Source organism: Corynebacterium tuscaniense, from assembly GCF_008693065.1.
GTDB classification, from domain to species: Bacteria; Actinomycetota; Actinomycetes; order Mycobacteriales; family Mycobacteriaceae; genus Corynebacterium; species Corynebacterium tuscaniense.
This window is the reverse complement of the sequence record NZ_VXKH01000027.1, coordinates 1-25,769: the sequence shown is the minus strand read 5'-3', so window position 1 is coordinate 25,769 and position 25,769 is coordinate 1. Positions and strand designations below refer to the sequence as shown.

General features: G+C 60.3%; 28 protein-coding genes. 11 read left to right on the top strand and 17 right to left on the bottom strand.

Going from position 1 to position 25,769, the window contains the following annotated elements; all coding sequences use genetic code 11:
- The 8 genes from F4V54_RS06455 to F4V54_RS06420 all read left to right on the top strand — a co-directional run.
- The coding region (locus tag F4V54_RS06455) for an HNH endonuclease signature motif containing protein (protein ID WP_150386629.1) at window positions 1-326 on the top strand (326 nt) is incomplete at its 5' end.
- Between the two features lie 336 nt (window positions 327-662).
- Complete coding sequence (locus F4V54_RS06450) at window positions 663-1,643, top strand: LLM class flavin-dependent oxidoreductase (RefSeq protein ID WP_150386630.1); 981 nt, start codon at window positions 663-665, stop codon at window positions 1,641-1,643.
- A gap of 100 nt (window positions 1,644-1,743) precedes the next feature.
- A complete protein-coding gene (locus F4V54_RS06445) occupies window positions 1,744-2,508 on the top strand; it encodes a GntR family transcriptional regulator (RefSeq protein WP_346265115.1) in 765 nt (254 codons plus the stop codon).
- A gap of 47 nt (window positions 2,509-2,555) precedes the next feature.
- Window positions 2,556-4,061: an ABC transporter substrate-binding protein gene (locus tag F4V54_RS06440; RefSeq protein WP_376997613.1), complete on the top strand. Its 1,506-nt coding sequence runs from the start codon at window positions 2,556-2,558 to the stop codon at window positions 4,059-4,061.
- A 5-nt stretch (window positions 4,062-4,066) separates the two neighbouring features.
- Window positions 4,067-5,008 carry an ABC transporter permease gene (locus F4V54_RS06435; RefSeq protein WP_150386626.1) on the top strand — a complete coding sequence of 314 codons (942 nt, stop codon included), beginning with the start codon at window positions 4,067-4,069 and terminating at the stop codon, window positions 5,006-5,008.
- The gene (locus F4V54_RS06430; protein WP_150386625.1) at window positions 5,005-5,823 is read left to right on the top strand and encodes an ABC transporter permease; all 819 of its coding nucleotides are present in this window, start codon (window positions 5,005-5,007) and stop codon (window positions 5,821-5,823) included. Before F4V54_RS06435 ends, F4V54_RS06430 begins: the two co-directional genes overlap by 4 nt.
- The gene (locus tag F4V54_RS06425) at window positions 5,820-7,202 is read left to right on the top strand and encodes an ATP-binding cassette domain-containing protein (RefSeq protein ID WP_150386624.1); all 1,383 of its coding nucleotides are present in this window, start codon (window positions 5,820-5,822) and stop codon (window positions 7,200-7,202) included. Before F4V54_RS06430 ends, F4V54_RS06425 begins: the two co-directional genes overlap by 4 nt.
- A gap of 19 nt (window positions 7,203-7,221) precedes the next feature.
- Window positions 7,222-8,124, top strand: a complete 903-nt coding sequence (locus tag F4V54_RS06420; protein ID WP_150386623.1) for a ribokinase — start codon at window positions 7,222-7,224, stop codon at window positions 8,122-8,124.
- A gap of 16 nt (window positions 8,125-8,140) precedes the next feature.
- Here the strand turns inward: F4V54_RS06420 and F4V54_RS11850 are convergent, their stop codons facing one another.
- From F4V54_RS11850 to lepA, 3 genes are all read right to left on the bottom strand, one after another.
- Window positions 8,141-8,275 carry a hypothetical protein gene (locus F4V54_RS11850; protein ID WP_257997204.1) on the bottom strand — a complete coding sequence of 45 codons (135 nt, stop codon included), beginning with the start codon at window positions 8,273-8,275 and terminating at the stop codon, window positions 8,141-8,143.
- Window positions 8,276-8,298: 23 nt separating this feature from the next.
- A complete protein-coding gene (locus tag F4V54_RS06415) occupies window positions 8,299-9,594 on the bottom strand; it encodes an alpha/beta fold hydrolase (RefSeq protein ID WP_170253117.1) in 1,296 nt (431 codons plus the stop codon).
- Between the two features lie 79 nt (window positions 9,595-9,673).
- Window positions 9,674-11,545, bottom strand: a complete 1,872-nt coding sequence (gene lepA / locus F4V54_RS06410; protein WP_150386621.1) for a translation elongation factor 4 — start codon at window positions 11,543-11,545, stop codon at window positions 9,674-9,676.
- Between the two features lie 154 nt (window positions 11,546-11,699).
- Here lepA and F4V54_RS06405 point away from each other — a divergent pair, with 154 nt between their 5' ends.
- The 3 genes from F4V54_RS06405 to F4V54_RS06395 all read left to right on the top strand — a co-directional run bounded on the left by F4V54_RS06405 (window position 11,700) and on the right by F4V54_RS06395 (window position 13,750).
- Window positions 11,700-12,218 carry a type II toxin-antitoxin system PemK/MazF family toxin gene (locus F4V54_RS06405; protein ID WP_084576607.1) on the top strand — a complete coding sequence of 173 codons (519 nt, stop codon included), beginning with the start codon at window positions 11,700-11,702 and terminating at the stop codon, window positions 12,216-12,218.
- A 179-nt stretch (window positions 12,219-12,397) separates the two neighbouring features.
- Window positions 12,398-12,664 carry a 30S ribosomal protein S20 gene (rpsT, locus tag F4V54_RS06400; protein WP_034664322.1) on the top strand — a complete coding sequence of 89 codons (267 nt, stop codon included), beginning with the start codon at window positions 12,398-12,400 and terminating at the stop codon, window positions 12,662-12,664.
- A gap of 150 nt (window positions 12,665-12,814) precedes the next feature.
- Entirely contained in the window at window positions 12,815-13,750 is a 936-nt protein-coding gene (locus F4V54_RS06395; RefSeq protein ID WP_150386620.1) for a CE1 family esterase, read from the top strand.
- Here F4V54_RS06395 and F4V54_RS06390 read toward each other — a convergent pair.
- From F4V54_RS06390 to obgE, 14 genes are all read right to left on the bottom strand, one after another.
- Window positions 13,747-14,394 carry a LysE family translocator gene (locus F4V54_RS06390; RefSeq protein WP_150386619.1) on the bottom strand — a complete coding sequence of 216 codons (648 nt, stop codon included), beginning with the start codon at window positions 14,392-14,394 and terminating at the stop codon, window positions 13,747-13,749. The genes F4V54_RS06395 and F4V54_RS06390 overlap by 4 nt on opposite strands.
- Window positions 14,391-14,723 (bottom strand): ankyrin repeat domain-containing protein, encoded by a 333-nt coding sequence (locus F4V54_RS06385; RefSeq protein WP_146014923.1) that lies wholly within the window; start codon window positions 14,721-14,723, stop codon window positions 14,391-14,393. Before F4V54_RS06385 ends, F4V54_RS06390 begins: the two co-directional genes overlap by 4 nt.
- 101 nt (window positions 14,724-14,824) lie before the next feature.
- Window positions 14,825-15,760 (bottom strand): DNA polymerase III subunit delta, encoded by a 936-nt coding sequence (gene holA / locus F4V54_RS06380; protein ID WP_376997607.1) that lies wholly within the window; start codon window positions 15,758-15,760, stop codon window positions 14,825-14,827.
- A 5-nt stretch (window positions 15,761-15,765) separates the two neighbouring features.
- Window positions 15,766-17,133 carry a ComEC/Rec2 family competence protein gene (locus F4V54_RS06375; protein ID WP_150386617.1) on the bottom strand — a complete coding sequence of 456 codons (1,368 nt, stop codon included), beginning with the start codon at window positions 17,131-17,133 and terminating at the stop codon, window positions 15,766-15,768.
- On the bottom strand, window positions 17,133-17,813 hold the full coding sequence (locus tag F4V54_RS06370; protein ID WP_034664329.1) for a ComEA family DNA-binding protein: 681 nt from the start codon (window positions 17,811-17,813) through the stop codon (window positions 17,133-17,135). The genes F4V54_RS06375 and F4V54_RS06370 overlap by 1 nt, the downstream gene beginning before the upstream one ends.
- A gap of 139 nt (window positions 17,814-17,952) precedes the next feature.
- Entirely contained in the window at window positions 17,953-18,777 is an 825-nt protein-coding gene (locus tag F4V54_RS06365) for a DegV family protein (RefSeq protein WP_150386616.1), read from the bottom strand.
- A complete protein-coding gene (locus F4V54_RS06360; protein ID WP_034664332.1) occupies window positions 18,774-19,415 on the bottom strand; it encodes a histidine phosphatase family protein in 642 nt (213 codons plus the stop codon). Before F4V54_RS06360 ends, F4V54_RS06365 begins: the two co-directional genes overlap by 4 nt.
- Window positions 19,416-19,440: 25 nt before the next feature.
- Window positions 19,441-19,917, bottom strand: a complete 477-nt coding sequence (rsfS, locus tag F4V54_RS06355; RefSeq protein ID WP_034664333.1) for a ribosome silencing factor — start codon at window positions 19,915-19,917, stop codon at window positions 19,441-19,443.
- 94 nt (window positions 19,918-20,011) lie between these two features.
- Window positions 20,012-20,635, bottom strand: a complete 624-nt coding sequence (nadD, locus tag F4V54_RS06350) for a nicotinate-nucleotide adenylyltransferase (RefSeq protein WP_034664335.1) — start codon at window positions 20,633-20,635, stop codon at window positions 20,012-20,014.
- Window positions 20,636-20,649: 14 nt separating this feature from the next.
- Window positions 20,650-21,114, bottom strand: a complete 465-nt coding sequence (locus tag F4V54_RS06345) for a hypothetical protein (RefSeq protein WP_034664336.1) — start codon at window positions 21,112-21,114, stop codon at window positions 20,650-20,652.
- A gap of 143 nt (window positions 21,115-21,257) precedes the next feature.
- Window positions 21,258-22,550 (bottom strand): glutamate-5-semialdehyde dehydrogenase, encoded by a 1,293-nt coding sequence (locus tag F4V54_RS06340; protein ID WP_150386615.1) that lies wholly within the window; start codon window positions 22,548-22,550, stop codon window positions 21,258-21,260.
- 18 nt (window positions 22,551-22,568) lie between these two features.
- A complete protein-coding gene (locus tag F4V54_RS06335; RefSeq protein WP_150386614.1) occupies window positions 22,569-23,489 on the bottom strand; it encodes a D-isomer specific 2-hydroxyacid dehydrogenase family protein in 921 nt (306 codons plus the stop codon).
- Between the two features lie 3 nt (window positions 23,490-23,492).
- Window positions 23,493-24,605 carry a glutamate 5-kinase gene (gene proB / locus F4V54_RS06330; RefSeq protein ID WP_150386613.1) on the bottom strand — a complete coding sequence of 371 codons (1,113 nt, stop codon included), beginning with the start codon at window positions 24,603-24,605 and terminating at the stop codon, window positions 23,493-23,495.
- Window positions 24,606-24,608: 3 nt separating this feature from the next.
- Window positions 24,609-25,769: GTPase ObgE (obgE, locus tag F4V54_RS06325; RefSeq protein ID WP_150386612.1), on the bottom strand; the 1,161-nt coding region annotated here is incomplete at its 5' end.

Sequence of the window (25,769 nt, the reverse complement as noted above, 5' to 3'; positions counted from 1 at the left end):
ACACTCAACGCTTCGCGAACCGGAAACAGCGCGACTTAGCACGGGCAACACTGCCGATCTGCCCGGTACCGGGGTGCCGGCATGCGGCTGATAACTGTCAGGTCCACCACATCAAAGCATGGTCGAGAGGTGGATTAACCAACATGAATAACCTGGCCATGCTGTGTCGCTATCACAACCGCACCAATGACGATGACCCCGCACATGCCCACCGGGGCCGGGTGGAAAACATCCGGGGTGTCCCCATGTGGCGATCACCCCGGGGACACCTCACCCCCAACACCACCCACCCCTACGGAGCCATGACACTCCTCTACGGCAGATAAACGACACTCCCCATGTCGAAAGCCAGCAACAGCTGGTCTTTCGCCATGCCCAAAAAGAGTTGGTTTGACGATGACGGTGAACACTTTGCAAAACTCCAGGTCGCCGATGAACTAGCCCCCGAAAGTTGGACTGGTTTAATTCTCGGCGGTTAAGGCTTCAAGGGGCTGATTCCGATATTGCTTCGGGCAACGACACCGCAGCCACGCCCCACACGGCTCAACTCGGCATCACCTCAGAACAGCTACCGCACATCACCGAGGCCACATCCCCATCTGGCATTTAACCCGGAATGACCATGGCGCAAAAACGTTGTAAGGAATATGGCTTCCACATTCATGTCACGCACACCGTTGTCATTGTTGGACTTCTGCCTTGTCCGCAAAGGCGAAACTCCCGGACAGTCCATGGAACGCTCCGTGGAGCTAGCCCAGAACGCGGAAAGGCTCGGCTTTGACCGGATCTGGTACTCCGAGCACCACAACATGTCCACCATTGCGTCTTCCTCCCCCGCCGTCCTCATTGCCCACATTGGTGCGAAGACGGAGAAGATCAAGCTGGGTGCCGGCGGCGTGATGTTGCCCAACCACGCGCCCTATGTCATCGCGGAGCAGTTTGGCACTTTGGCGGAGCTGTATCCGGGGCGTATCGATCTCGGTGTTGGACGCGCTCCGGGCACAGACCAGCAAACGCTAGGGCGCGCTTTGCGGCGTGACCCGCGTTCAGCAGAGAATTTCCCCAATGATGTTCTGGAGCTCCAGGCGTATCTAGCGGGCGATCCGATCATCCCGGGTGTGAAAGCTGTTCCGGGTGCGGGGACGAATGTGCCTATCTATATCTTGGGTTCCTCCATGTTCGGCGCATCGCTGGCTGCACAACTGGGTTTGCCTTACTCTTTCGCCTCTCACTTCGCGCCCACACATTTAGAAGAAGCCACCGCGTATTACCGCGCAAACTTTCAGCCCTCCCAGTACTGCGAGGAGCCATACGTCATCGCAGCTGTGAACGTCACCGCATCTGATTCGGCGGAAGATGCACAACGCCAAACTGAATTGGTTCACCGCCAACGCGTGCGTGCCTTCCTGGGGCAACAAGGCCGGAAAATTAATGATGAGCAACTGGACACTATCCTTGCGGCCCCGCAGGGCCGGCAGATTATCAGCATGTTGCGCTACACAGCACAAGGCGAAGGGCCAGAGGTCGTCGCCTACCTTGAGGAGTTCAAGGAACTGGCCCAGGCAGATGAATTGATGATCTCTTTGCAAGCCCCTACCCACAAAGAGGCAATGAGATCTATGGAAATCCTGGCTAACACATAGCAAGTTCCTCACTGTGACCGTACTCCCAGACTTAATGTTTAAGTTCGTGTTAATCTCGCACGGGAACTAAACACACTACGAGGTTTGAGGAGTACGAGACATTTCAACGTCACGGTCCCGCCAGCAGCATGTTGAAATCGCGGAATACCTGCAGAATCTAATTCATTCCGGCGATCTCGCTCCTGGTGATCAGCTTCCTTCTGAAGCGGAGCTGTGTGAAAAATTCGGCTCCTCGCGCGGCCCCGTCCGCCAAGCAGTGGCCACCCTGCGTGCTGAAGGTTTGGTGTCCTCTGGCCGCGGACGCCGGTCGATGGTGCTGTCCACGCAAATATCCAACAGCTTCGACGCACTTTTGTCCGCCACCGCTTTCTTTGAGGAAGAGGGCCACAAAGCTGGAGCGAAGATCATCCGCATCGCACGTGAACTGGCCTCTGAAACCGTCGCGGATGCTTTGGAGCTTAAGCAGGACGATCCGGTTGTTGAGATTATGCGCGTTCGCACCGCGGATGATCTTCCAGTGATGGTGGAAAAGCTCGTATTCCCCACCAAGTGGGGTGAACCGTTGATGACGTTGACGCCACACAGCCCGTCCGTGCACAAGCAGCTGCGAGAGATGGGGGCGCATGTGGATAACATCGTGCGCACTGCGCTCATCACCCAAGCTGACTCTGAGCAAGCCGAGTTGCTGGGTATCGCCGAAGGCGCGCCGCTGATCCACCTCACACTACGGGCCTCGACATATCAGGGTGAACCTGTTGAATTCGCTGAGTATTACGTACGCGGTGACGTAATCACCATTGATCAGTCCAACGTGCGTGGAGGGTCGGTGCCCGTAAAACTTGGGCTGAAAAATCCAAAGAATTAAGCATATTAATTGGTTCGCCCCCACCACACCGGCTAGCCTGAATGCTCATGAAGCAACACGGCACGACAGTTGGCGTGCGTATCGGCGCAATTTTAAGCGCAGGGCTTTTGGCCAGCTGTTCCGCTGGTAGCACATCCACGAATATCGGCCGGATCGCACCGGGCAGTGTGATCGTTGCTACAACTGCTGCGCCAGCCTCACTGGATTTCACCACCACCTCCGGCGCTGCCATTCCGCAGGCGCTCATGGGCAATGTGTATGAAACGCTCGTGCGTATCAGCGACGCTGGGCAGCCCGAGCCTTTCCTGGCTAAGAGCTGGGATGTGAGTGATGACCGGCTGGAGTATACGTTCCACCTGAAAGACGGCGTGACCTTTTCCAACGGGGATGCTTTCACTGCTGATACGGCGGCGTTTTCCATTCGGTACGTGTTGGAGTCCTGGACGAACGGCTTGGCTAAGCAGATGTCCCCGGTTGAGCACGTGGAAGTCCTGGACCCGTTGACGTTGAAGGTGCGGTTGAAGGCGCCGTCGAATAGCTGGCTGTGGTCCATGGGCACGTTGACTGGCGCGATGATGACGCCGGGTGGGATAGACACCCTGGCCACGAATCCGGTGGGCACGGGTCCGTTCACGGTGAAGCATTTTGCCGTCGGGGAATCTATTTCCTTTGATGCCCGTGAGGACTATTGGGGCACACCCGCTGCCCAAGATGCGGCAATCCGTTATTTCGCCGACGCAGTGTCGAGTGTCAACGCCCTGCGCGTTGGGGATGTGGACATGGTGTGGGCACTGCCAGCACCGGAACTGCTGCGCACCGTGCCGGAGGCTTTCGACGTACAGGTGGGCACCACCAACGGTGAAGTCCTGCTCAGCTTAAACAATAAGCGCGCGCCCTTCGACGACCCGACGGTGCGCCAAGCCGTTGCCTACGCCATTGACCGCGGCGCATTAGATGACGTTGTCTGGTCCGGCCTGGCTTCTGACACCGGTGGTGCGCCCGTCCCGCCAACGGATCCGTGGGCTGAGGACAAAGATTACTACCCCTTCGACCCGGACACTGCCCGTGAGCTTCTGGCTGGCCGCGAACCTGAAGTCACCCTGACCATCCCGTCGTTGCCCTACGCCCAAGACGCGGCGGAACTGATCTACTCCCAACTCAAGGACGTTGGTTTCAAGGTGAAACTGGAAACGGTGGAGTTCCCGGCCGTGTGGCTCAGCCAGGTACTCAAGCAGGGTGATTACCAGGCTTCCCTCATCGCACATGTGGAACCGCGAGATATGCAGACGCTGTTTGGGAATCCGGAGTACTACCTAGGTTATGACTCGGCGAGTGTCCGAAAAAGCTTCGCGCTTGCCGACGAAGGGACGCCGGAAGATCAGGTAACCCACATGCGCGCGGCCGTGGACACCATCATGGCGGATGCTGGTGCGCTCACACTGGTGAATATGCCCAATATCGTTGTCACCGCACCAGGGGTAAGCGGTGTTGACCCGAATGTGATCACCGACGGACTTGTGCTTTCCCATGTGAGGAAAGAAGGCACACCGTGACCATGATGAATATTGCACGATCCCTCCTCCGCTTTGTGGTGATGCTCGCTGCTGCCAGCATCCTCATCTTCGTGCTTCTGCGTGTTGTCCCCGGTGACCCGGCGCGCATTGCGCTGGGTGTTACTGCGTCGGATGAAGATGTGGCCAAGTTGGCTCAACAGCTGGGCACTGACCGCCCCTTGGTTGTGCAGTACCTCGACTGGATACGTGGTCTTCTCACCGGTGATTTTGGTGTGTCCTTGGCCAGTAAGCAGGACATCACGCCATTGGTGTGGGACCGCGTGCAGGTCTCCCTCATCTTGACGGTCAGCGCCATGGTTCTGTCCCTGCTCATCGCCGTTCCAGTGGGCACGTATTTGGCGCGGCGGAACCGTAAGGCTGATGCTGCGGTGGTGTCTGCACTGACTCAGGTGGGTATCGCGGTGCCGAGCTTCCTCGTGGGCATCTTGGCCGTCGCGGTGTTTTCTGTGTGGCTGGGCTGGCTGCCGGCCAATGGGTGGGTGCCGCCGAATGCGGATTTTGGTGGGTTTGTTGCGCACTTGATTCTGCCGGTGGTGGCACTCACTTTGGTCCAGGCAGCGATTTTGACCAGGTACGTACGCTCCGCACTTTTGGAAGAAATGGGTAAGGACTATGTGCGCACTGCCCGCGCGGTGGGATTGTCTACCCGCAAGGTGATGTACCGCCATGCGTTGCGTAATGCCGCCTTGCCGGTTCTCACCGTCACTGGTTTGCAGTTGACCTCCCTCATCGTGGGCGCGGTGGTTATTGAGCGAGTGTTTGCTATCCCCGGGATTGGCTCGATGTTGCTGGATGCCGTGGCTACGCGTGACCTGACCACTGTGCAAACTCTCATGATGTTGCTGGTGGTGTTCACCTTGGCGGTGACCCTGCTGGTGGATGTGCTGTACCGCATCATTGATCCGCGTTTGAGGAGGCAAGCATGAAAAAGGCTCGGCTGCAGGCGCAATTTGGTGTTGGCGCGCTACTCGTAGGACTTGTTGCCGTCATGGCTGTGCTCGCGTTCGTGTGGACCCCCTATGACCCGGTACATGCGATCCCGGAGCACCGTTTGGAAAGTATCAGCGCCCAGCATTGGTTGGGCACTGACCAGTATGGGCGGGACATGCTCAGCCGGATTATGGATGGTGCGCGTATCTCCTTGCTTGTCGCTGTGGCGTCCGTGGCACTCTCCGCTCTCATTGGTGTGCCTCTGGGAATCTGGGCTGGTATGTCGCGTGGCTGGGTGGATCAGGTGATCATGCGTAGCAATGACCTTCTGCTGGCGTTTCCGGCGTTGTTGCTCGCCATCGTGTTCACGGCAGTGTTTGGTGCCTCCATGTGGATCGTGGTTCTGGCCATTGGCATCGCCGGAATCCCCGGTTTTGCCCGCGTGGCCCGGGTGGGTGCCATGCAGGTGATGTCCCAGGACTACATTTTGTCCGCGCGCGTATCCCAAGTGCCAGGGCCTGTCATCGCGTGGCGGCATGTGCTGCCCAACATCACTGCCACCCTCACCGTGCAGGTCTCCGTGGCGCTGGCTTTGGCCATCTTGGCGGAAGCGGGCCTGTCCTTCCTGGGATTGGGAACACCGGCGCCGTACGCCTCCTGGGGCCGGATGTTGCAATCCTCCCAGGCATATCTGGCCACCGCCCCACACCTGGCGCTATGGCCAGGCTTGGCTATCGCCGCTGCGGTCCTCGGCTTCAATCTGCTGGGCGATGCGCTGCGTGATGCGCTCAACCCAAGGAGGGCACGATGAGCAACCTCGTCACCGTGGACAACCTGACCATCCCCGGCATTTTGAACAACATCAGCTTTGCCATCGCCCCCGGCGAGCGCGTGGGACTCATCGGTGAATCCGGCTCCGGGAAGTCCATGACAGCAATGACCATCATGGGGCTGCTCCACCCATCACTGGATGTGCAGGGCACAGTCCTGGTCAAAGGCCAAAAAACCTCACGCGCACTGCGGGGCAACACAGTGGCCATGATTTTTCAGGAGCCGATGACGGCGCTGGATCCGCTGATGAGCGTCGAGAAGCAAGTGGCTGAAGCATGCGGTTTGGCACGTGCCCGCGAGTTGCTCCATGAGGTGGGGATCACGCGCACGGGCGCCTACCCACACGAGTTGTCCGGCGGTCAGCGGCAGCGTGTGCTCATCGCGCTCGCCATTGCGGGTGACCCGGACCTGCTCATTTGTGATGAGCCCACCACCGCCCTCGACGTGACGGTGCAGCGTCAGATTCTGGAGCTGCTGGATCGGCTGGTGCGTGAGCGCGGCATGGCGCTGCTGTTCATCACCCATGATCTAGGTGTGATCCGGCAGATGACAGACCGCATCCTCGTGTTGCGCAAAGGCGAGATCGTGGACCCGGACGCGAACTTGGACGCACCAGCCACGGACTACACCGCGCAACTCGTGGCCGCCTCACGGCCCGGCGCACCCGCCGCCGTTCGCCCGGTTGGGGAGCCCATCATTCGTCTTGAGAATCTCACCTGGCGCCGCGGCGATACGCTGGCGCTCGATGATGTATCCCTGACCATCCAGCGCGGTGAACGCATCGGCATCGTTGGTGGTTCCGGTTCTGGCAAGACGTCCATGTTGCGCCTCATCGCCGGCCTCAACGAACCTGATTCTGGCACCGTCACGGTAGACGGCGGGATTCAAATGGTGTTCCAGGACCCCTACTCCTCGCTCAACCCGCGCCGTCGCGTGGCCGATTCCATCCGGGAAGCAGGCGTGTCACGCACCCGCGCGGATGAGGCACTCGCCCAGGTAGGCCTAGACGGAGTGGGCGCGCGCTACCCACATGAATTCTCCGGTGGCCAGCGTCAACGCATCTCCATCGCGCGCGCCGCCGCACCACGCCCGGAGATTCTCATCGCGGATGAACCGGTCTCCGCACTCGACGTCTCGGTCCGCGCACAGGTGCTTGAGCTTATCGACGACCTGGTGGTCAACGACGACCTCACCTTAATCTTCGTTTCCCACGACCTCTCCGTTGTGCGACAGGTCTGCCCCACCATCGCTGTCTTGCACGAGGGGCGCCTAGTGGAAACGGGCCCCACGGAGCAGGTATGGGAAAACCCGCAGCATGAGTACACTCGCTCGCTGCTGCGGGCCATCCCCACCCTGTGAGTTGCCCAACGCCACTACGATGAATCACATGATCGTGGTTGTTGGATCCATCAACGCTGACCTCACCGTTAATGTCCCACGTCACCCGCAACCCGGGGAGACACTTTTGGGCAATGGTGGCGGCATCACCGCCGGCGGGAAAGGCGCTAACCAGGCCGTCGCGGCAGCCCGTCTGGGTTCCCCCGTCGCCTTCGTCGGCGCTGTTGGCCGTGATACAAATGCGGTTCCAGCGACCGCGCTTCTTACCGATGCCGGGGTGGATCTCACCGCTGTAGAAACCCTCGATGATGTCACCGGGCTGGCCGTCATCACCGTGGCCGCGGACGGGGAGAACACTGTGCTGGTCATTTCGGGGGCGAATGCGCGGGTGGGGCGTGAGATCGTCGACAAGCATGCGGATCTTATTGGGCGCGCAGAGATCCTGTTGTTGCAGGGCGAGATTCCCGCGGCGGGCTGCGAGCGCGCAGTGGAGATCGCTCAGGCCGCCGGCGTGCGGGTGGTGGTCAACCTTGCGCCGGTGATTCCTGTGGACCCCGCGGTCCTGTTCGCGGCGGATCCGCTGGTGCTCAATGAGCATGAAGCGGTCCTCGTTGCTCGGCAACTCGGCCTGAATGATCAGGTCACCTCCACTGATCTCGTCCGTGCGGGTGTGCCTTCCGTGGTGATCACGTACGGCGCGGACGGCGCTACCATCGCCGATGAGCACGGCTCCACCCACATCCCCGCAGCTTCTGTGGAACCCGTTGATACGGTCGGCGCGGGCGATGCGTTCACTGGCGCGCTGTGCCACAAGCTGCGCGAAGGGGAATTGCTTATCGACGCCGCCCGGTACGCCTCCCGCGTCGGCGCCTTCGCCGTCACCCGCCCGGGCGCCCAGCCTTCTTACCCATGGCCGACGGATGCCCTGCCGGAGCTGCCGTAACAAAAATGGTGGGGGTTTAACGCGTGATGTACAGCATCAACGCGGGGTTTAACACATGCTCCTGACGCACCTCAAAAATCTCCGTGAGACCTTGGAACACTTCGAGCTCAGCCGTGCTTAGCTGGATCTGCTCATGAGGGAACGCATCCATATGCATGATCATAGGCCCCCGAGTTACCGCACGCTATGGGCCGTATCAAAAACGCCCTGGAAAAGCTCCTGCCCGTGGAGATAAATCGCGTCATGGTCCCAAGTTGGGTGGGACCATACCTTCATTCCGCCGATCTGCTTCGCCACGTTCACGGCGCGGTCATAGTGAATAAACATGTCACGCTCGTAAAGGGCAACAACAGCCGGGACTGTGTTGGAGCGCAACTGTTCCTCATTGAACACGCGCGACCAGTCCGTTTTCTCGTGCATCTCATGCACCACATCGCGGAAGGGGCGCAGCGCCGGGTCTTCCTCAAAGTGGTGCCGGAAGAAGTGGTTGCCCAGTAGGTAAAACGGCTCGCTCTCATCCGTTGGGTCCGCATCGAGGGCGAACCCGGCGCGGCCTTCCACCGCCTGGTGTGCTGCCCAGTTCGTGCTCCGTCCCGGCGCACCGAAGAGCGTTTCATGGAGTACCGCCCACAGCGGGTTGCTCTGCAAGCCAACGTACTGGCTGATCAAAGCCAGGAAGTCTCCGCGCAAATGCTTCTCACCGCCACGACGGATGAAAGGTGACTCCAACAGCACAGCCAGGTGGTGGAAGCCAAGCTCCTCCCCCAACGCCACACCGATGAAACGGAAGCGCTGCGAACTCAGCCGCTCCCCTGTGGGCAGAATCTCCTCCGCGTTGTCCAGGTGGTGGCAGATCTCCCGCACGGTGCGCTCCGCGTACGGTACCGCAGCGTAGAACTCCTGCACGCGCTTTTCTAACAAGTCCAGGCTGGTCGTGTTGTACTCCACCGGGGTCCAACCGATCTGGGGCACAGCACCCGTGAGATACGCCTGCCCAATCGCCTCCGGGTAGTACGACAGGTAGCTGGCGGTGCACAGCGCTCCGAAGGAATTACCCAGCACGTTCCACTGTTCAAACCCCAAGTGTTCGCGCAATGCCTCCGCATCCGCCACCACATCTGGGCACCGCAGCTTAGAAATAATGTCCGTGCGGATGAGGTCCGGCGTTGTCCGATCAACCTTCCCAGACCGTCCCGTCCCACGCTCATCCAACAGGTACACCGTGTAGTGCTTCAATGCTTCCGGGATCCACCCCTGCATCACGCGCGGTGCTGGGTTACCGGGGCCGCCCTGGAGGAACAGCAACGGCGGCTTCTTCCCACCCTTTCCACTCCTTTCATCACCTTCAGGTGATGAAAGTTCGCGCGCAAAGAGTTCAAACGTGCCTAGTTCAGCTTTTTCGCGGTCCCACGGCACGTCCAGAACATGTTCAGTAACGCGAACTCCGGGCGGAATGATCGTAGACACCATGCCCACGAGCATAACGTCATACGCTTGGCCCCCGAGGCGGGGCAGCTTCTACCCCGCACTCTGCCCACCTACTGCCGACCTAATCTTCGTCCGTGGACAAGGCCGCGACGAATGCTTCCTGCGGCACGGTGACCGAACCGATGGACTTCATGCGTTTCTTACCGGCCTTCTGCTTCTCCAGCAGCTTGCGCTTACGGGAGACATCGCCGCCGTAGCACTTGGACAACACGTCCTTGCGCAGGGCGCGGATGTTCTCACGCGCGATGATCTTCGAGCCGATCGCCGCCTGAACAGGCACCTCGAACTGTTGGCGTGGGATGAGCTCCTTGAGCTTCTTAGTCATCTTGTTGCCGTACCACTGCGCCGAGTCACGGTGCACGATTGCAGAGAACGCATCCACCGGCTCACCCTGGAGGAGGATGTCCACCTTGACCAGGTCCGCTTCCTGCTCACCGGCTTCCTCATAGTTGAGGGAGGCATAGCCCTTGGTGCGGGACTTCAGCATGTCAAAGAAATCAAAGATGATTTCACCGAGCGGCATGATGTAGCGCAGTTCCACGCGGTCCTCGGAGAGGTACTCCATGTTCTTCATCTGGCCGCGCTTGGACTGGCACAGCTCCATCGTCGTGCCCACGAATTCCTGCGGGACAATGATGGTCATGTTCACCGTCGGCTCATACACCTCAGGGATCTTGCCGCTTGGCCAATCAGACGGGTTGTGCACCATCGACTCCGTGCCATCCTCCGCGATCACGCGGTAGGTCACGCTCGGCGCGGTGGAGATCAAGTCCAGGTCGAATTCGCGCTCCAGGCGGTCACGGGTGATCTCCATGTGCAGCAGCCCCAGGAAGCCACAGCGGAAACCGAAGCCTAGGGCGACGGAGGTTTCGGGCTCCCAGGTCAAGGAGGCATCGTTAAGCTGGAGCTTTTCCAAGCTCTCACGCAATGCCGGGAAGTCCTCCTGGGACACAGGGAACAGGCCCGAGTACACCATCGGCTTGACTTCTTCGAAGCCCGCGAGAGGCTCCTCCGCGCCTTTTTGCGCCCACGTGACCGTATCGCCCACACGCGTCTCACGGACATCCTTCACACCGGTGATGAGGTAGCCCACCTCACCCGGGCCGAGACCCTTGGTCTTCTGCATCGTCGGGGAGACAATGCCGATCTCCAGGATCTCGTGTGTCACACCCGTGTTCATCATCTGCACCTTTTGGCCGGACTCAAGCTTGCCGTCCATCATGCGGATGTAGGTGACCACGCCACGGTAGGTGTCATAGACAGAGTCGAAGACCAGCGCACGCGCCGGCAGATCCGCACCAACGCCACCATCGGCAGCACCCGGGGCGGTCGGCGACGGGATGAGCTCCACCACGCGGTCCAGCAGCTCCGGCACACCCTGACCCGTCTTGCCGGATACGCGCAGGACATCATCAACCTCACAGCCAATGATGTGGGCAATCTCCTCGGCATACTTATCCGGATCAGCTGCCGGCAAGTCAATCTTGTTCAAAACCGGGATGATCTCCAGGTCATTCTCCATAGCCATGTACAGGTTGGCCAGGGTTTGGGCTTCGATGCCCTGTGCGGCGTCGACAAGCAAAATTGCGCCCTCACACGCATCGAGCGAACGTGATACCTCATAGGAGAAGTCCACGTGGCCCGGTGTATCAATCATCTGCAGGACCATCTCTTCACCCGCATGCGCGCCGGTCTTAGGCACCCACGGCAGACGCACGTTCTGCGCCTTAATGGTGATGCCGCGCTCACGCTCAATGTCCATGCTGTCGAGGTACTGGTCGCGCATCTCACGCTCATCAACAACATTGGACAACTGCAAAATGCGGTCCGCCAACGTCGACTTACCGTGATCAATGTGCGCAATGATGCAGAAGCTCCGGATCCGCGCCGGATCCGTGAAGGTCTGCAATGCAAAATTGGTGTTCTTGGCCATCGCGCCTCACTCTACCGTGGCCTTGTTATAAGCAGGCAAATGCTTAACGACGCCCCCACTCCAGCGCCACTTCGGTTACCCCCAACCAATCCCAACCCCACTTAGTTGCTCCGATAACTGTCGCACATTCGGCGAAAGTTCTAGGCTATAAACCATGACTATGTGGCGGCGCCCCAAATGGGCGGGAAAGGGCAAACTCCGGCGGAAACACACCCCGCTGGATGAAGGCCTGAAGCTGCTCAATGAGCGCCTGGGAAACTCCCCCACCCAGCACCACCGTCGCCCAGCACGCACCAAGGTATTCCCCACCGCTGACATTCCGCGCAGCATTTTCTACGCGCCCGATATGGATGGGCAGGCCGAACCCGGCGAAGTGGTGTGGTTCTACGTTCCCGCCACCCCCCTGCGGGAACGCTCCATGCTGGTCGTCGGCCGCGACCGCCAGGACGTGCTCGGGCTGCTCATCTCCTCTAACGACGACCACGCCGATGATGACGCATGGCTGCCCATCGGCAGTGGTGAATGGAAAACCACCGGCGAACCTTGCTGGGTGCGCCTGGATAAAACACTGTCCATCCCCGAAACTGACCTCCGCCGACGCGGTGCACTCTTCCCGCCACGGCGCTTCGACCGGATTGCGGATCACCTACGCAGGCACTTCGACTGGGCCTAGCGTTTTGTCCCGTATGTGTATCACCTGCTAGGGTTTACCCGTTATTCGCTCCGGTATACACGCTGGTGCGTCACACGCCACAGACAGGACCTTGGGTTTGTGGCCTCTCAACAAGTTGTGGCGCATAAACGGGCGGATACGGTAATTTTTCGAACTTCAAATACGTCAAGAGGTACATCATGGCAAATATCAAGCAGCAGCAGAAGCGCGTTATCACCAACGAGAAGCGTCGCATGCGCAACAAGAGCATCCGCTCCGCAGTGCGCACCGAGATCCGTAAGTTCAACGCAGCGATCGAGGCTGGCGACGCCACTGCAGCTGAGGCACAGCTGCGCGTTGCTTCCCGCAAGCTGGACAAGGCCGTGAGCAAGGGTGTCTTCCACCGCAACAACGCGGCTAACAAGAAGTCCAACATGGCCAAGGCCTTCAACAAGCTGGGCAAGTAAGACTTCTAAAGCTCTGCCGTTATCCACCCTGTTCCGCATCCACCCTGTTCCGCGTCGCCGCGGGGCAGGGTTTTGTTGTTGTGCGGGGCAGGGGCACCCCCCTTTTAGCTAGAGTGACAAAAGTTCTCTCGTAGGTTTAAGATCTCGCGCATGCAAAAATTTCGCCGCGGTGCCGTAGCCGCTCTCACTGCCGCTGCGCTCACCGTCAGCGTTTCCGTGTCGCAATCTCCAGCACAGGCACAGAACAAGGACTCCTCCTCCCTGTCCTCCCTGAGCGGGCGCGAACTCCTTGAATTGTCCTCCGCTTTGCTGCAGCAGCTTCCACCCGATGGTCCTGCACAAAACGGTGGCAAACGCCACGTACAGGCCGCCGGCATGAACCGTGAGTACACACTCGTATTGCCAGATGACTATGACCCGGCGCGCACCTACCCGGTGATCATCGGTTTTGGTGGCTGGCAGCATGATGCCACGCTAACGCAGTCTTATGAGCGCCTTGAGCAGGCAGCGCAGAGCCGAGCCATCATCGTGTATGCCCAGGGCATCAACAATGCGTGGGGTGGCGCCCCCTATGCGGCAGCGCCACTGCAGTCGGACATTGCTTACGTCCGCGCCATCATCGATGATCTCGGCGCAAGCCACAACATTGACCGGGATCGTGTGTACGCCGCGGGGCTGTCCAATGGTGGCGGGATGGCTGCTGCTCTTGCCTGCCACGCCCCTGACCTGGTTGCTGCCGTGGCGAGCGTCGCCGGCGCCTACTACAATCCCACGGTGTCCGGCTGCGCCAATGGGTCGGTGCGTACCCTGCTCATGCACGCCGATAATGACGATGTTGTGCACTATGACGGCGGTGTACGCCACGGCGCCCCCTACAAGCCAGTGCGCTCTGTTTTCCATGACCAAGGCGTGCGTAACGGCTGCACCATGAGCGCGGTGAGCTCACACCAGCAAGGCAATGCCACCGTGTTCGCCCCGAACCACTGCCAGACCCAGACCGAAATCGTGAAAATTGCCGGCGGCGGCCACACCTGGTTCACCAACCCCAGCGCGACCAACTGGGTAGTTACGTTCTTCCTGGGCTAACCAGCCAAACCCAGCAAGCCGCGAAGAATCAGCACGGTGCCGGCGATGATGAAGAACGTGCCGGCACCCATGTCGATGTAGGGGCCCGCATGGAACAGTTTGCGGCGCACCCGGTCGGTCGACACGAGCAGACAGTACGCGATAAACAGCAGGAACGAGGACAGCCACAGCGCAGCGATCACCGTGAGCGCGACCCCCACTGTTGGGGACGTCGGCAGCAGCGGTGCAACGAGCGCGGCGAGGAAGAGCACGATCTTCGGGTTGGATAGGTTCGTGGCTACACCTGTTGTGAAGGCGGAGCGGACTGAGCCAAGGCGTTGCACTGCCTCCTCAAGGTCCAAGGGTGGATTGAGGCGGTCACGCCACCCTTGTCGCACTGCGGAAATGCCCATGTACATGATCCAGCTGCCGCCAATCACCTGAATCAGTTCCAGCATCCATGGGAAAGCAGTAAGTAGTGCCGCCGCCCCGAAGACGGTGAGGGATGTCCACATGAGCACCCCAACGTGGATGCCAAGGTTCGCGGCCATAGCGTGTTTGCGTGAGCGCGTGGCCATCCGCGTGAGCAGCACCACGTCCGGCCCGGGGGATGCGGCACCTACCACATTCACGGCGATGATCGCCGCAAGGTCGGCGGGGTTCACTGCTGCATCTTTTCCACGAGGTCCGCTCGGTTGAACATCTGCGCCGTTGCAATCGCATCAGGAGTCCCCGCATGCGGGTCGGCCCCCGCTGCCAAAAGAATGTCCACGATGGCGTCCTCTTTCTTGAACACCACCCCGGCCAAAGGGGACTGTCCGCGCGCATTTTGCTTATCGACGTCCGCCCCACGCCCCACCAATCCCCTCACCAACTCCTCCTGGCCGGCGTACGCCGCGAGCATCAGAAAACTGTTACCGTCCTGGTTGGTTAGGTCCACATCCACACCGTGGTCGATGTATTCAAGCAACGTCATGTCGCCTTCGCGGGCCATGGTGAAAAGGCGCGTGGCAAAGTCCCGGACATCATCCGGAATGTTGTGGTCGTTCACGGAGAGGCACCCTATCACGCATGAGACATAAGGCGCCCGCGCGGCTACCGGGCAAGGGTGGCAATCCGCCGGACCGCGTCCTCCACGGCGAACTCCGGATCACCGCCTTGCCCTTTGACCTCCGCATCAAGCCGGGCAACGATGATGACCGCGCGGCTCACGGCATCGCCCGACCAGTTGCGGGCGATCTGCATCGTCTTCTTGGCTACGAAGGGGTGCATGCCAATCTCACGCGCAATCTGGTCCGGGTTACCGCGAGTTTGGTAGAGCTTCGCAATATCACCGATCTTGTTGGCCAGCGCCGCCGTAATCGCCACCGGGCTAATTCCTAGCTGCAATGCCCGGCGCGTACTAGCCAAAGCACGATCAATTCGGCCTGTCACCGCCTGGTCAGCGATATCAAAGCCCGAGACTTCCGCCACACCGGTGTAGTAGGCGCGGACATCGGCGACGGTGAGGTCGCCAGAAGTGTCGTCGATAAGCTGCTCAATTGCGGATGCCAACTCGCGCAGATCCGAACCGACGGACTCCAACAATGCCCCAACAACGTCTGGCGTGGGGCGCACCCCGCGGCGCCGGAACTCATTTTGCACCCACGTCTGGCGCTCACGCTGATTGAGCGTGCCCACCTCATGTACCTCCGCGGCCTTGCGGAACTTCGCCACATATGACTTATTCCGGCCCTTACCACTGTGCACGATCACCAACGTCATCCCCGGCGCGGGATCAACCGCTGCCTGCAGTAGCAGCTCCGTAGGCTCCTTACCGGCAAGTTCAGTGTCCTTGATCACCACCACGCGCTCCTGCGCGAACAACGACGGGCTCGTGACTTGCAGCAATTCCCCTTCCGTCACATCCCCGGCGCGCAAAACGGTGACCTCAGCCGCGGGGCTTGCTTGGTCAATGATGGCCTGCGTTGCGCGTTCGGCGAGAAATTCATCCTCGCCAACCACAAAATGCACGGGACTGTGGCTGGACATGCGGCTCATTCTATTCGCCGCATTCTCCCGCGTGCAACGATGAAAGCAGCGAGGATCCAGCCATAACACACCACGACGAGCGCAGGCCCCACCTGCACCGTGGCATGCGGGTTACGTGACACCACCTCCGCCACCGTACGCACCCACCCAGCCAAGGGTGCGATCACCCACAACAATGGCGCCGCCAGGACATGACTGATCTGCGCCAAGATCGCGGCGGCCATGCCCAGCACCGTAACGATCCCCGTCACTGGACTCACCGCCACATTAGCCAAAACGGATGCCACCGGTACTCGTCCCGCCATCGCAGCGATGAGAGGTACAGTGGCCATGTCCGCCGCAATGGCTACTGAGAGCACGCGCACGAAAATATCCGGCCATCCCGTGCGCCCTAGTGCCTGATAGATCAGAGGCGACAACGCCACGATGCTGCCGGTGGCGGCCACCGATAGCGCAAAGGCGTAATTCACCGCCAGATCTGAATCCACCAAGATGAGCCCGATGATGGCCAGGCTCAAAGCATGGATTGGCTCCACGCGGCTGGAGCTAATCACTGCTACCAACCCAACTAGCCCGGACACGGTTGCTCTTAAAACACTTGGTTCCGGGCCGATGAGCCCGGCGTAGACCAGCAGAGCCACCCCGGCTGCCGCTAATTGCACCCGCAACCCACCACGTGCAAGGCGCGCCACGACGAGTGCTGCTGTGGCCACATACATGCAATTCGCACCACTGACCGCACTCAAGTGACTCAGACCCGTATCAACGTACGCCTGCTGTTCCTCCGGCGATTGGAAGGACACATCCCCCAGCACCATCCCCGGAATGATGCCTTGGGCGTGTGGCCCAACATGCTCCACTACCGCGGTGGCAAACCGTTCCCTCACACCAGCAGCAAAAGCAGCGAACCCTTCGGGCGGACTCAGCAGCGACACTTCACCGTTGAGCACAAAGGCACCGATCCCTGGCCGCGTGGAATCTGTCACCTGCCCCGTTGCCGCCACCATGGCGCCTGGCACAGCACCCTCCGGCAGCGACCCGGCGAAAACGGGCACCGATGAGGGATACCCCTCTACCCGCACGCGCACCAGCCAGCTTCCAGAGTCCATCTCCTTGGGCATCCCACTGATTTTTCCCGTGATGCCTGCATATGGGTTGAATGCCTGCGCAACTGCCACGCGCCACCACGACAGCGCCAGCGAGCACGCTCCGATCCCACCTGCCAAGATCGCTTGACCGGGCTCACGCCACACAAAAAGTGCGAGTATGACAACACTGACCACAATGAGTGCCGCCCACGGCCCCGCCACGATCACAGCAATTGCTGCACCCCATGCGCACAACGCTGCGGGAACGAGACGGAGCTCACGCATCAGAGTGTCACCAGATCCTTCACAGCCTCGAACTTGGCTGGGCCAATTCCTTTCACATCCATGAGCTGCTCCAACGCCGTGAACGGCCCATTGGATTCCCGGTGCGCCACAATCGCGGCTGCGGTTGCCTCCCCCACCCCAGGCAGCTCGGTGAGTTCCGCTGCCGTGGCCGAGTTGAGTGAAATCCCCGCCCCGTCCGACGGCCCTTGTGGCCCCGGCTGCTGCGCCACACCTGGGGCGGGCGCTTCCCCCTGGGCGAGAACATGGATCTGTTGCCCATCAACCAGGAGTTGGGCCAGATTCACGCTAATCAGGTCCGCATTAGGCAATGGTTGGGCTTTATCCAGAGCATCGGCAACACGGGAGCCCTGATCAAGCGTGACCAGACCCGGCTGCTCGACGGCCCCCACCACCGCAACGACAACTTGATCCGAAAGTTCGTTGGCTTCGGCGGCGGTGCTCCACAGCGGCTCTGGTGCGTCGGTAGTTGAATCAGGGCTGCGCAGGCTGGACCAGCCAACAGCTGCGAGACACACCGCAGCCACGCACCCGACCGCGGCTGCCGCCGTTCGCGGAGCGATGTTCAGGCGTGGTGTTGGGTAGGTGACCCGCATGAGATCCTCTTCGCCTGTTGGACGAGTGAGCTCTTTGAGCCGGTCAACTGCGCTTGGTGGTGCCATGCCCGCCACGCTAATCGGCATTGGCATCGGCGAAAAGGACTCACGGCCAGGGATGTGGATAACCGTAGTGACACGTCATCTAAACACGGTTTTATCCACAGAAACAGGAAAATATGCCCACTGAAGTGGACAAACGAAGCTAATCCACCGTTGGGGTGGCAAAGAACACGGACAGGCCAAGTGCGCCTTCACCCGTGTGGACCGTGAGTACTTCATCCAGGGGGTACACGCCCACGGTGGACCCTTCCGGCAACGCTTCCTCCAGCATGCCTTTGAGTACGTCAGCGCCTTCCCTGTCGCCCGCGTACTGCACGGCGGCGTAGCCGGGCATCCCATCAGAGCGCTTAACAACATGCTCGACGAGCTTGCTGAAGGCTTTCTTCTGCGTACGCGTCTTGATGGCCAGCTCCAGTTTGCCGTCGTGCACGCGCAGAATCGGCTTTGTGGCCAGCAGTGCTGCCGACAGGACCGCTGTTGTGGCGGAAATACGGCCCGATTTACGGATGTCATCGAGCTGGGAGAGGTACAGCCACGTCTCCGACAGAGCAAGCGCGCCTTTCGCCGCGTTCACGCAACCACCGAGATCCGCGCCCGAACGTGCAAACGAAGCTGCGACGATGGCAGCAAAGCCAAGGGACATGCCGACGGCGGAGGTGTCTATGACCCGCACGGTGTCGTCGAAAACTGCTGAAGCACTCACCGCAGCCGACCATGTTGAAGACAACCGCTTGGACAAGTGAAGCACAACAATTCCCTCATCATGGCAGCGCTCCAATTGCCGGGCGTAGGCCGCGGCAAGTTCGAGCGCGCTTAAACCCGAAGTTCCTTGGGTCTCACCCTTCTTACTGTCCGCATCCTCTGATTCCTCTCGCGTGACATGAAGGTCAAGAACAGTGATCTCCAGCTCTTCCGCAATATGCGGTGGGATTCCCGCGGAGCTGTCAGTGATAATACGTATGGTCATGGCGTACCCAGCCCCTGGTTCCAGGCCTCCAGGTACCACTGGGTTTTACCTGGTGTGCCATCGAACGCTGGCCGCGCCAAAAGCTGTGAAGTATTTGTATTGTGCAGACCTTTTAGCAGCGGGTATTGTGCCTCATCCAATTCAAGCAAGTTTGAGGTCAGTGCCGAAATCGTGCCACCATGCGCGACAAAAAGCACGGCGTTGTCATCCCAGTCGTCGAAATCCTGCATGAGCTTGTCCACGACAGGCCGCGCCCTCTTCGCCACATCCAAACGCGATTCCCCACCCGGTGGTGCCCACGCCGGACTGTGGCGCCACGCTGCGCGCGCCCCCGGGAACTCAGCGTCCACCTCATGGTGAGTCATTCCCTGCCACGTACCCAAATGGGTTTCACGTAGCCGTGGCTCCAGCTCCACATCCAACCCCAGTTCAGTAGCAATGATCTCCGCGGTGTGGCTCGCACGCCCCAAATCGGAGGAGATGATACGGATGATCCCATAGTCTTTCGCCCATTGTGCTGCAGCGCGTGCCTGCGCGACTCCGGTCTCCGACAGCTCCGTATCAAGCTGCCCTTGCATACGACGGCCAGCGTTGTACGTAGTCTGGCCGTGGCGCAGCATGATCAGTCGTCGCGTCATTGTGGTCATCCGTGGCTAGTCGTGGCTATTCGTCGTTATTGCTGGGGCTCTCACCCGCCAGAGGCAGGTCCTCAATATTGTCCAAGGTGCGCACGTTGGCGCCATCCGCACTCGTGGAGAAATCGCCGGGAAGCACATACGGCTCCACGCCCTCCACCTCAATGCGTGGACAATCAGCGTACAGGCGGTCCAAACCGTAGAATTCACGCTCGGCTTCACGCTGAATGTGCACGACGAACAGGCCGTAGTCCAGCAGGACCCAGCGGAATTCACGGTTGCCTTCACGGCGCTTTGGCTCAGCACCAGCCTTGGTCAACTGGTCCTCAACCTCCTCAACGATGGAGGCAACTTGGCGCTCGTTGTCGGCGGAGACAACCACGAAGATATCCGTGATAGCCAAGACGTCAGAAACGTCAATCACAGCAATGTTGGCGCCGAGTTTTTCATCGGCGGCTTTAGCGGCGATAACGGCGAGGTCGCGAGCGGTGTCCGAAGCAGTCAAGCTGGCGCAATCCTTTTCTTCAATACTTTTCAATTCATAGGGCCTAAGAGACTCAACCGTCCTATACTCCCATGAAACACAGGGAATATGCCACTTATTGGCGGTACATCTTGTTTTTAGCGATGTACTGGACAACTCCATCCGGCACGAGATACCACACCGGGCGGCCGGCGGCAGCGCGCTCACGGCAGTTGGTGGAGGAGATCGCCATCGCCGGGATCTCAATCAAATGGGTGCGTTCCTGATGCTCCACGGGCAGCATGTCTTCAGCGAGTTCATACCCGGGCCGGGTCACGCCAACGAACTCTGCTAGATCGAACATGGCTTCCCAGTCATGCCAGGACATGATGGAGGCCAGTGCATCTGCACCAGTAATGAAGAACAGATCGTCCTTCGGGTACTTCTGGCGCATGTCCCGCAACGTGTCCACCGTGTAGGTGGCACCAGGGCGGTCAATGTCAACACGAGAGACGTTGAAGCGGGGATTGGAGGCGGTAGCAATCACCGTCATCAAATAGCGGTCTTCCGCATCGGAGACTTTCTTGCCTGCCTTCTGCCATGGTTGGCCAGTGGGCACAAAAACCACTTCATCGAGCTGGAAGATATCCGCTACTTCACTCGCGGCAACCAGGTGCCCATTGTGAATGGGATCAAAAGTTCCACCCATGATGCCAATGCGACGGGGGCCATGGGTGGATGCAACAGGCTGATCAGACATGAGCTCAACCCTAGTTAGCCGAATGTGTGCCCCACGTGATCACTCGGCTGGAAGTACACCATTAATCGGCCGGTGGGGAACTGGTGGCGGATGACAGCAGCAATGGTGGCCACAACTCCACCGATGATCAGCAGGGGCGCTAACCATGCCATGACTTTGCCAACGTTGCCTGATGAGGAGCCATCATCACCGGAGCCCGGATCAGGTTTAGCGTTGTCGTCTTCATCCCCACGATCAACAGGGGGAAACGGCTGCCCTGGAGCCTGGTCTACTCGCACATAAACGCCGTTAATGAGGAGGTAATAAGAGCCATCCTTCATGTACGCAGGCGGGCGCTCGACGGCTTTCCACCCATCTTCTTTGGTTACCTCCGCCTCAGTCTGTGCATCAGCTACAGGAGCTACAGGCTCGACGGGTAAAAGACTGAGGGTGGTGGCGAACGCTACTGCTGCAACAGTAACGATCTTTGCAGGGCGCATGACCTTTATCCTTCATGTTCAAGCTGGTGGTGCAGCCATCCCACAACCCCAACAGGTCGTGGACATCTCAACTAATTCTAATTACTGCCCATCATACTCAGTCGCTACTCCATTTGAAACATTGAGTGATCGATCACACAACATCAAGGACGGGTCTGCCCGTTCCCTTCAAGAATCCACTTCGTACTAGTCAATTCCGGCAGCGCCATCGGTCCACGTGCATGCAGTTTCTGCGTGGAGATACCGATCTCCGCGCCCATTCCGTATTGCTCCCCATCTGTAAACGCCGTCGACGCATTGAGCATCACCGCAGCCGCATCTACCTGGTCCGCAAATTCCTGCAACGTATAAGCATTCAGCGAGGCAATCGCCTCCGTGTGCCCGGACGTGTAGCGCGCGATGTGCGCGATTGCCCCGTCCACACCGTCCACGATGTCCACGGCAATATCCATGGACAGGTATTCATCGGACCAGTCAGCTTCGGTTGCGGGCTCCACATTTTGCGCGCCAATCGCAGCAAGCTTATCGACGTCCCCGTGCACCCTCACCCCCGCCCCCTGCAACGCCTCCACCACACGCAACTGATCCGCCACATCCAGTCCGGCATCAATGAGTGCCGTCTCCGTCGCATTGCACACGGAGCACCGGCGGGTCTTGCCATTGAGAAGCATCTCAATCGCAGAATCCAGCTCCGCATCCCGGTCGATGTAGAAGTGACAATTGCCCGTGCCGGTTTCGATAGCGGGGACAGTGGCACCGGTCACCACCACGTCGATAAGCCGTGCAGAGCCGCGAGGAATGACCACGTCGACGAGACCGCGCGCGGTGATGAGATCCTGCACGGAGTCATGCGTCTCACACGGCAAGAGCTGGACAACCTCACGCGGCAGACCATGCGCGGCGGCAACATCCTGGAGGATCTCCACGAGCTGGGCATTCGAATGCCGCGCCGACTTCGAGCCGCGCAGCAGAGCCACGTTGCCGGATTTCAATGCGAGGCCGAACGCATCCACCGTGACATTCGGGCGCGCCTCATAAACCATGCCCATCACACCTAAAGGGACGCGGACCTGCTTCATCTTGATGCCATTCGGCATCACCGAACCACGCAGCACCTCCCCCACTGGGTCCTCGAGCGACGCCACCTGACGCAACCCCCCAGCAATCCCCTCCACGCGACCAGCGTCGAGCGCCAACCGGTCAATGAGGGAGTCCGTGAGCCCCGCCTCACGCCCAGCCTCAATATCCCGCCGGTTCGCCGCGATGATCTCCTCCGTGCGGGCGACCAGCTCCGTGGCGGCAGCGAGCAGCACCTCATTCTTCGCCGACGTTGGCAGCGTGCCCACGACCGGAGCCACATCCTTGGCTGCGCGCGCCTTGGACAGAACCTCGGCGCGTTCTTCTTCACGGTTAGCGGCACGTGTTACGTCAGTCATGCAGACCGATCCTAGCGCCTAATACCCCTGCTCCACATCAACTTCGGTGGGCATCTTCTCCCCGCGCTGTAGAGCCTCCCAGTTACGCAGCGTCAGACCGGCGATGCGCTGCTTACCAAAGCGTGGGGTGCTGGCCGTATGCGGTGTCATCAAACAGCGGTCACAATCCCACAGCGGGTGGTCCGCCGGCAGTGGCTCCGGGTCGGTGACATCCAACGCGGTGCCCGCGATCGTGCCGTTGTTGAGTGCCTCCACAAGGTCGTCCGTGACCACGAGTGGCCCGCGGGCAACATTGACCAGCACTGCGGTCTGCTTCATCTGCGCCAGCACGTCCGCATTAACCATGCCGCGGGTGGATTCCGTCAATGGTGCCAACAACACCACCACGTCCGCGCGGCCCCACACGTTCTTGGACTCAATCTCCGCCATCCGGACCGTCTCATCAGCGCCCTCCACCGGGCGGCCGGAACGGTTCACAGCGATCGTGTGCACCCCAAACGGCACCAAGAAGGACAGGAGTTTCTTCCCGATGCCCCCTGCCCCCACAATCGCCACCGTCTTATCCTCAACCAGGTACTGGGTCTCATGCGCAATTTCCCGCGTCGTCGACCCATCCCGCGTCACGCGCCGGTACTGGTGCAGTGCACCCAGGATGAGGGCGAGGGTGGATTCGGCCACATTGTCGTCGTAAAGCCCCGCAGCATTCGCCCAGCGCAAACCCGAACGCTTGAGAATCCCAGCCTCATCCAGCGCATCGATTCCCGCCCAGGCGAACTGAGCAAACTGCACTGACTCCGGAATCTCCTCTGGAAAATCCGCAGCGCCACCGTGATAGATGAGCACATCCGGATTCCCCTCAAGGCTTACGTGTTCGTGGCCTTCCGCCTCCAACTCGGTGACGGTCTGGGTCCAGGGTTTAGGCAAAATAGCAAACTTCATGCCCTAGAGCCTAGATGCGTAATTGGATAAGTAGTCCGCGTGCACCACCGAGCGGCGCTGATGCGCCGGCAACTCATCCGTATGTTTGCCAAGCATGCCCGCCAATTCCGCCGAGCCGTAGGCAGTTTCTCCGCGGCCAATCGCCTGCCCATTCGGCCCCAAGATTTCTACGATGTCCCCGGCATGGAAGTCGCCTTCCGTATCCGTGATGCCCACAGCCAAAAGCGAGGTACCACCACGCGTCACGGCCTGCACCGCCCCCTCGTCCAAGTGCAACGTGCCTTCTGCATCCGCCGCGTAGAGCGCCCAGAACTTCCATGCCGACAGCTTCGACTCCGGTCGCGTGTGAAAGACCGTGCCCACCTGCGCGGTCCCCAGCGCTTCCTCGATCTTCTCCGCCGACGTCAACAACACCGGGACCCCGCCACGCGTAGCCAAACGCGCCGCCGACACCTTTGACGCCATGCCACCGGTGCCAAAGCGGCCACCATCGCCCGCAGCGACCCCCTCCAAGTCCTTGCCACTACGGATCTCATCCACGAAGCGCGCCGCCGGGTCAGCTGGGTTCCGGTCATACAGGCCATCAACATCCGACAGCAAGATCAGGGCATCCGCCGAAACAAGCGTGGCGACGATCGCCGACAACCTATCGTTATCCCCAAACCTCATCTCCGTGGTGGCCACCGTGTCATTCTCATTGACAATCGGCACCGACCCCATCTGCCGCAGCCGATCAATGGTGCGCTGCGCATTCCGGGCACGCTCCCGTACGCCGGCATCAGACTGAGTCAACAACACCTGCCCAATTGCGCGCTCATACCGGGCGAACGACTGCCCCCACGACTGTGCCAGGTGAATCTGACCGACAGCGGCTGCGGCCTGCTTCGTCGCTAAGTCTTTCGGCCGTGACTTCAAGCCCAGCGGCGCCATGCCCGCCGCGATAGCACCGGAGGACACCACGATCACGTCACTCCCGCGCCCCATCCGCGCCTCCAGCGCGTCCACGATCCGGTCGATCTTGTCCTGCGACACCGCCGAGGACTCATCCACCAACGAACTCGTACCCAGCTTCACCACGATGCGCTTCGCGCCAGCAATCTGTTCCCGGAGATCCATGCCTTATCCCTGCCAACGTTCGCGGTCGGCCTCGCTGCGGTTCAGGAGGTCGTCGCCGAAATCGTATTCGTCGATAAGCCCCCTACGAGCTTGCGACGCACGCTTACGCTCCGCCGCGGACATACGATCCGTGCCACCCAGGCGCGCGTCCTGTCCACGTCCAGCCATCGTGGGATCACCGCCAATCGACGGCTCCCAATCGAAGGAGATCTCCCCGATTGTCACCGTGTCCCCCTCGTGCGCACCGAGCTTACGCAGCTGATCCTCCACGCCCGCCTTATTCAGGCGATCAGAGAGATACCCCACTGCCTCATCATTTTCAAAGTCCGTCTGGCGGATCCAACGCTCCGCCTTCTCCCCCACGACCATCCATGCGCCAGGCAGTTCCGGATCCGGGATCACCCGAACATCATCCCCACGATCCACCGCCTTCGGCCGAATGACCTGGCGCTCCACCTTCTCCTTGACCTTCGGATGCGCCTTGCGGGCAGCCTGAACCACATCCCACAACGCCCACTTCAACTCATCCAACCCCGCGCGCGTCGCCGTAGAAATCATGAAAATCGGCCAACCAAAACGCTCCGCCAAATCTGCTTCGAGGAACTCCGCCAGCTCCTTCGCCTCCGGAATATCCACCTTGTTCAGCACAATGATCCGGGGGCGCTCCCGCAGATCCCCCAGCCCAGTCTCATCCGCTTCAAGCTGCTCCGCGTAGGAATCCAGCTCTGCCTCCAAGGCCTCAATATCCGACTGCGGGTCACGGCCCGGCTCCATCGTGGCGCAATCCACCACGTGGACGAGCACCGCGGTGCGCTCAATGTGGCGCAAAAAGTCCAGGCCAAGACCCTTGCCCTGGCTCGCGCCCGGGATCAGGCCAGGCACATCCGCAATAGTGAACGTGTCATTGCCTACGTCCACCACGCCAAGGTTCGGCTGCAGAGTAGTGAATGGGTAGTCAGCGATCTTCGGCTTCGCTGCCGACAGGACGGAAATCAACGAGGACTTACCGGCCGATGGGAAGCCCACCAGCCCCACGTCCGCCATGGACTTCAGCTCAAGGATCAGGTCATGCGCCTGACCGGCCTCGCCCTTCAGTGCAAAGCCGGGGGCCTTGCGCTTCGCCGTGGCCAGCGCCGCGTTGCCACGGACCCCGAAGTCGCTCTC

Excerpts from the sequence above, each read along its gene's own strand:
- F4V54_RS06450 (WP_150386630.1), top strand. The coding sequence starts at position 663 with ATGTCACGCACACCGTTGTCATTGTTGGACTTCTGCCTTGTCCGCAAA.
- F4V54_RS06440 (WP_376997613.1), top strand. The coding sequence starts at position 2,556 with ATGAAGCAACACGGCACGACAGTTGGCGTGCGTATCGGCGCAATTTTA.
- F4V54_RS06435 (WP_150386626.1), top strand. The coding sequence starts at position 4,067 with ATGAATATTGCACGATCCCTCCTCCGCTTTGTGGTGATGCTCGCTGCT.
- F4V54_RS06430 (WP_150386625.1), top strand. The coding sequence starts at position 5,005 with ATGAAAAAGGCTCGGCTGCAGGCGCAATTTGGTGTTGGCGCGCTACTC.
- F4V54_RS06425 (WP_150386624.1), top strand. The coding sequence starts at position 5,820 with ATGAGCAACCTCGTCACCGTGGACAACCTGACCATCCCCGGCATTTTG.
- F4V54_RS06420 (WP_150386623.1), top strand. The coding sequence starts at position 7,222 with ATGAATCACATGATCGTGGTTGTTGGATCCATCAACGCTGACCTCACC.
- F4V54_RS11850 (WP_257997204.1), bottom strand. The coding sequence starts at position 8,275 with ATGGATGCGTTCCCTCATGAGCAGATCCAGCTAAGCACGGCTGAGCTC.
- F4V54_RS06415 (WP_170253117.1), bottom strand. The coding sequence starts at position 9,594 with ATGGTGTCTACGATCATTCCGCCCGGAGTTCGCGTTACTGAACATGTT.
- lepA (WP_150386621.1), bottom strand. The coding sequence starts at position 11,545 with ATGGCCAAGAACACCAATTTTGCATTGCAGACCTTCACGGATCCGGCG.
- F4V54_RS06405 (WP_084576607.1), top strand. The coding sequence starts at position 11,700 with ATGACTATGTGGCGGCGCCCCAAATGGGCGGGAAAGGGCAAACTCCGG.
- rpsT (WP_034664322.1), top strand. The coding sequence starts at position 12,398 with ATGGCAAATATCAAGCAGCAGCAGAAGCGCGTTATCACCAACGAGAAG.
- F4V54_RS06395 (WP_150386620.1), top strand. The coding sequence starts at position 12,815 with ATGCAAAAATTTCGCCGCGGTGCCGTAGCCGCTCTCACTGCCGCTGCG.
- F4V54_RS06385 (WP_146014923.1), bottom strand. The coding sequence starts at position 14,723 with ATGGCCCGCGAAGGCGACATGACGTTGCTTGAATACATCGACCACGGT.
- holA (WP_376997607.1), bottom strand. The coding sequence starts at position 15,760 with ATGTCCAGCCACAGTCCCGTGCATTTTGTGGTTGGCGAGGATGAATTT.
- F4V54_RS06375 (WP_150386617.1), bottom strand. The coding sequence starts at position 17,133 with ATGCGTGAGCTCCGTCTCGTTCCCGCAGCGTTGTGCGCATGGGGTGCA.
- F4V54_RS06370 (WP_034664329.1), bottom strand. The coding sequence starts at position 17,813 with ATGGCACCACCAAGCGCAGTTGACCGGCTCAAAGAGCTCACTCGTCCA.
- F4V54_RS06365 (WP_150386616.1), bottom strand. The coding sequence starts at position 18,777 with ATGACCATACGTATTATCACTGACAGCTCCGCGGGAATCCCACCGCAT.
- F4V54_RS06360 (WP_034664332.1), bottom strand. The coding sequence starts at position 19,415 with ATGACGCGACGACTGATCATGCTGCGCCACGGCCAGACTACGTACAAC.
- nadD (WP_034664335.1), bottom strand. The coding sequence starts at position 20,635 with ATGTCTGATCAGCCTGTTGCATCCACCCATGGCCCCCGTCGCATTGGC.
- F4V54_RS06345 (WP_034664336.1), bottom strand. The coding sequence starts at position 21,114 with ATGCGCCCTGCAAAGATCGTTACTGTTGCAGCAGTAGCGTTCGCCACC.
- F4V54_RS06340 (WP_150386615.1), bottom strand. The coding sequence starts at position 22,550 with ATGACTGACGTAACACGTGCCGCTAACCGTGAAGAAGAACGCGCCGAG.
- F4V54_RS06335 (WP_150386614.1), bottom strand. The coding sequence starts at position 23,489 with ATGAAGTTTGCTATTTTGCCTAAACCCTGGACCCAGACCGTCACCGAG.
- proB (WP_150386613.1), bottom strand. The coding sequence starts at position 24,605 with ATGGATCTCCGGGAACAGATTGCTGGCGCGAAGCGCATCGTGGTGAAG.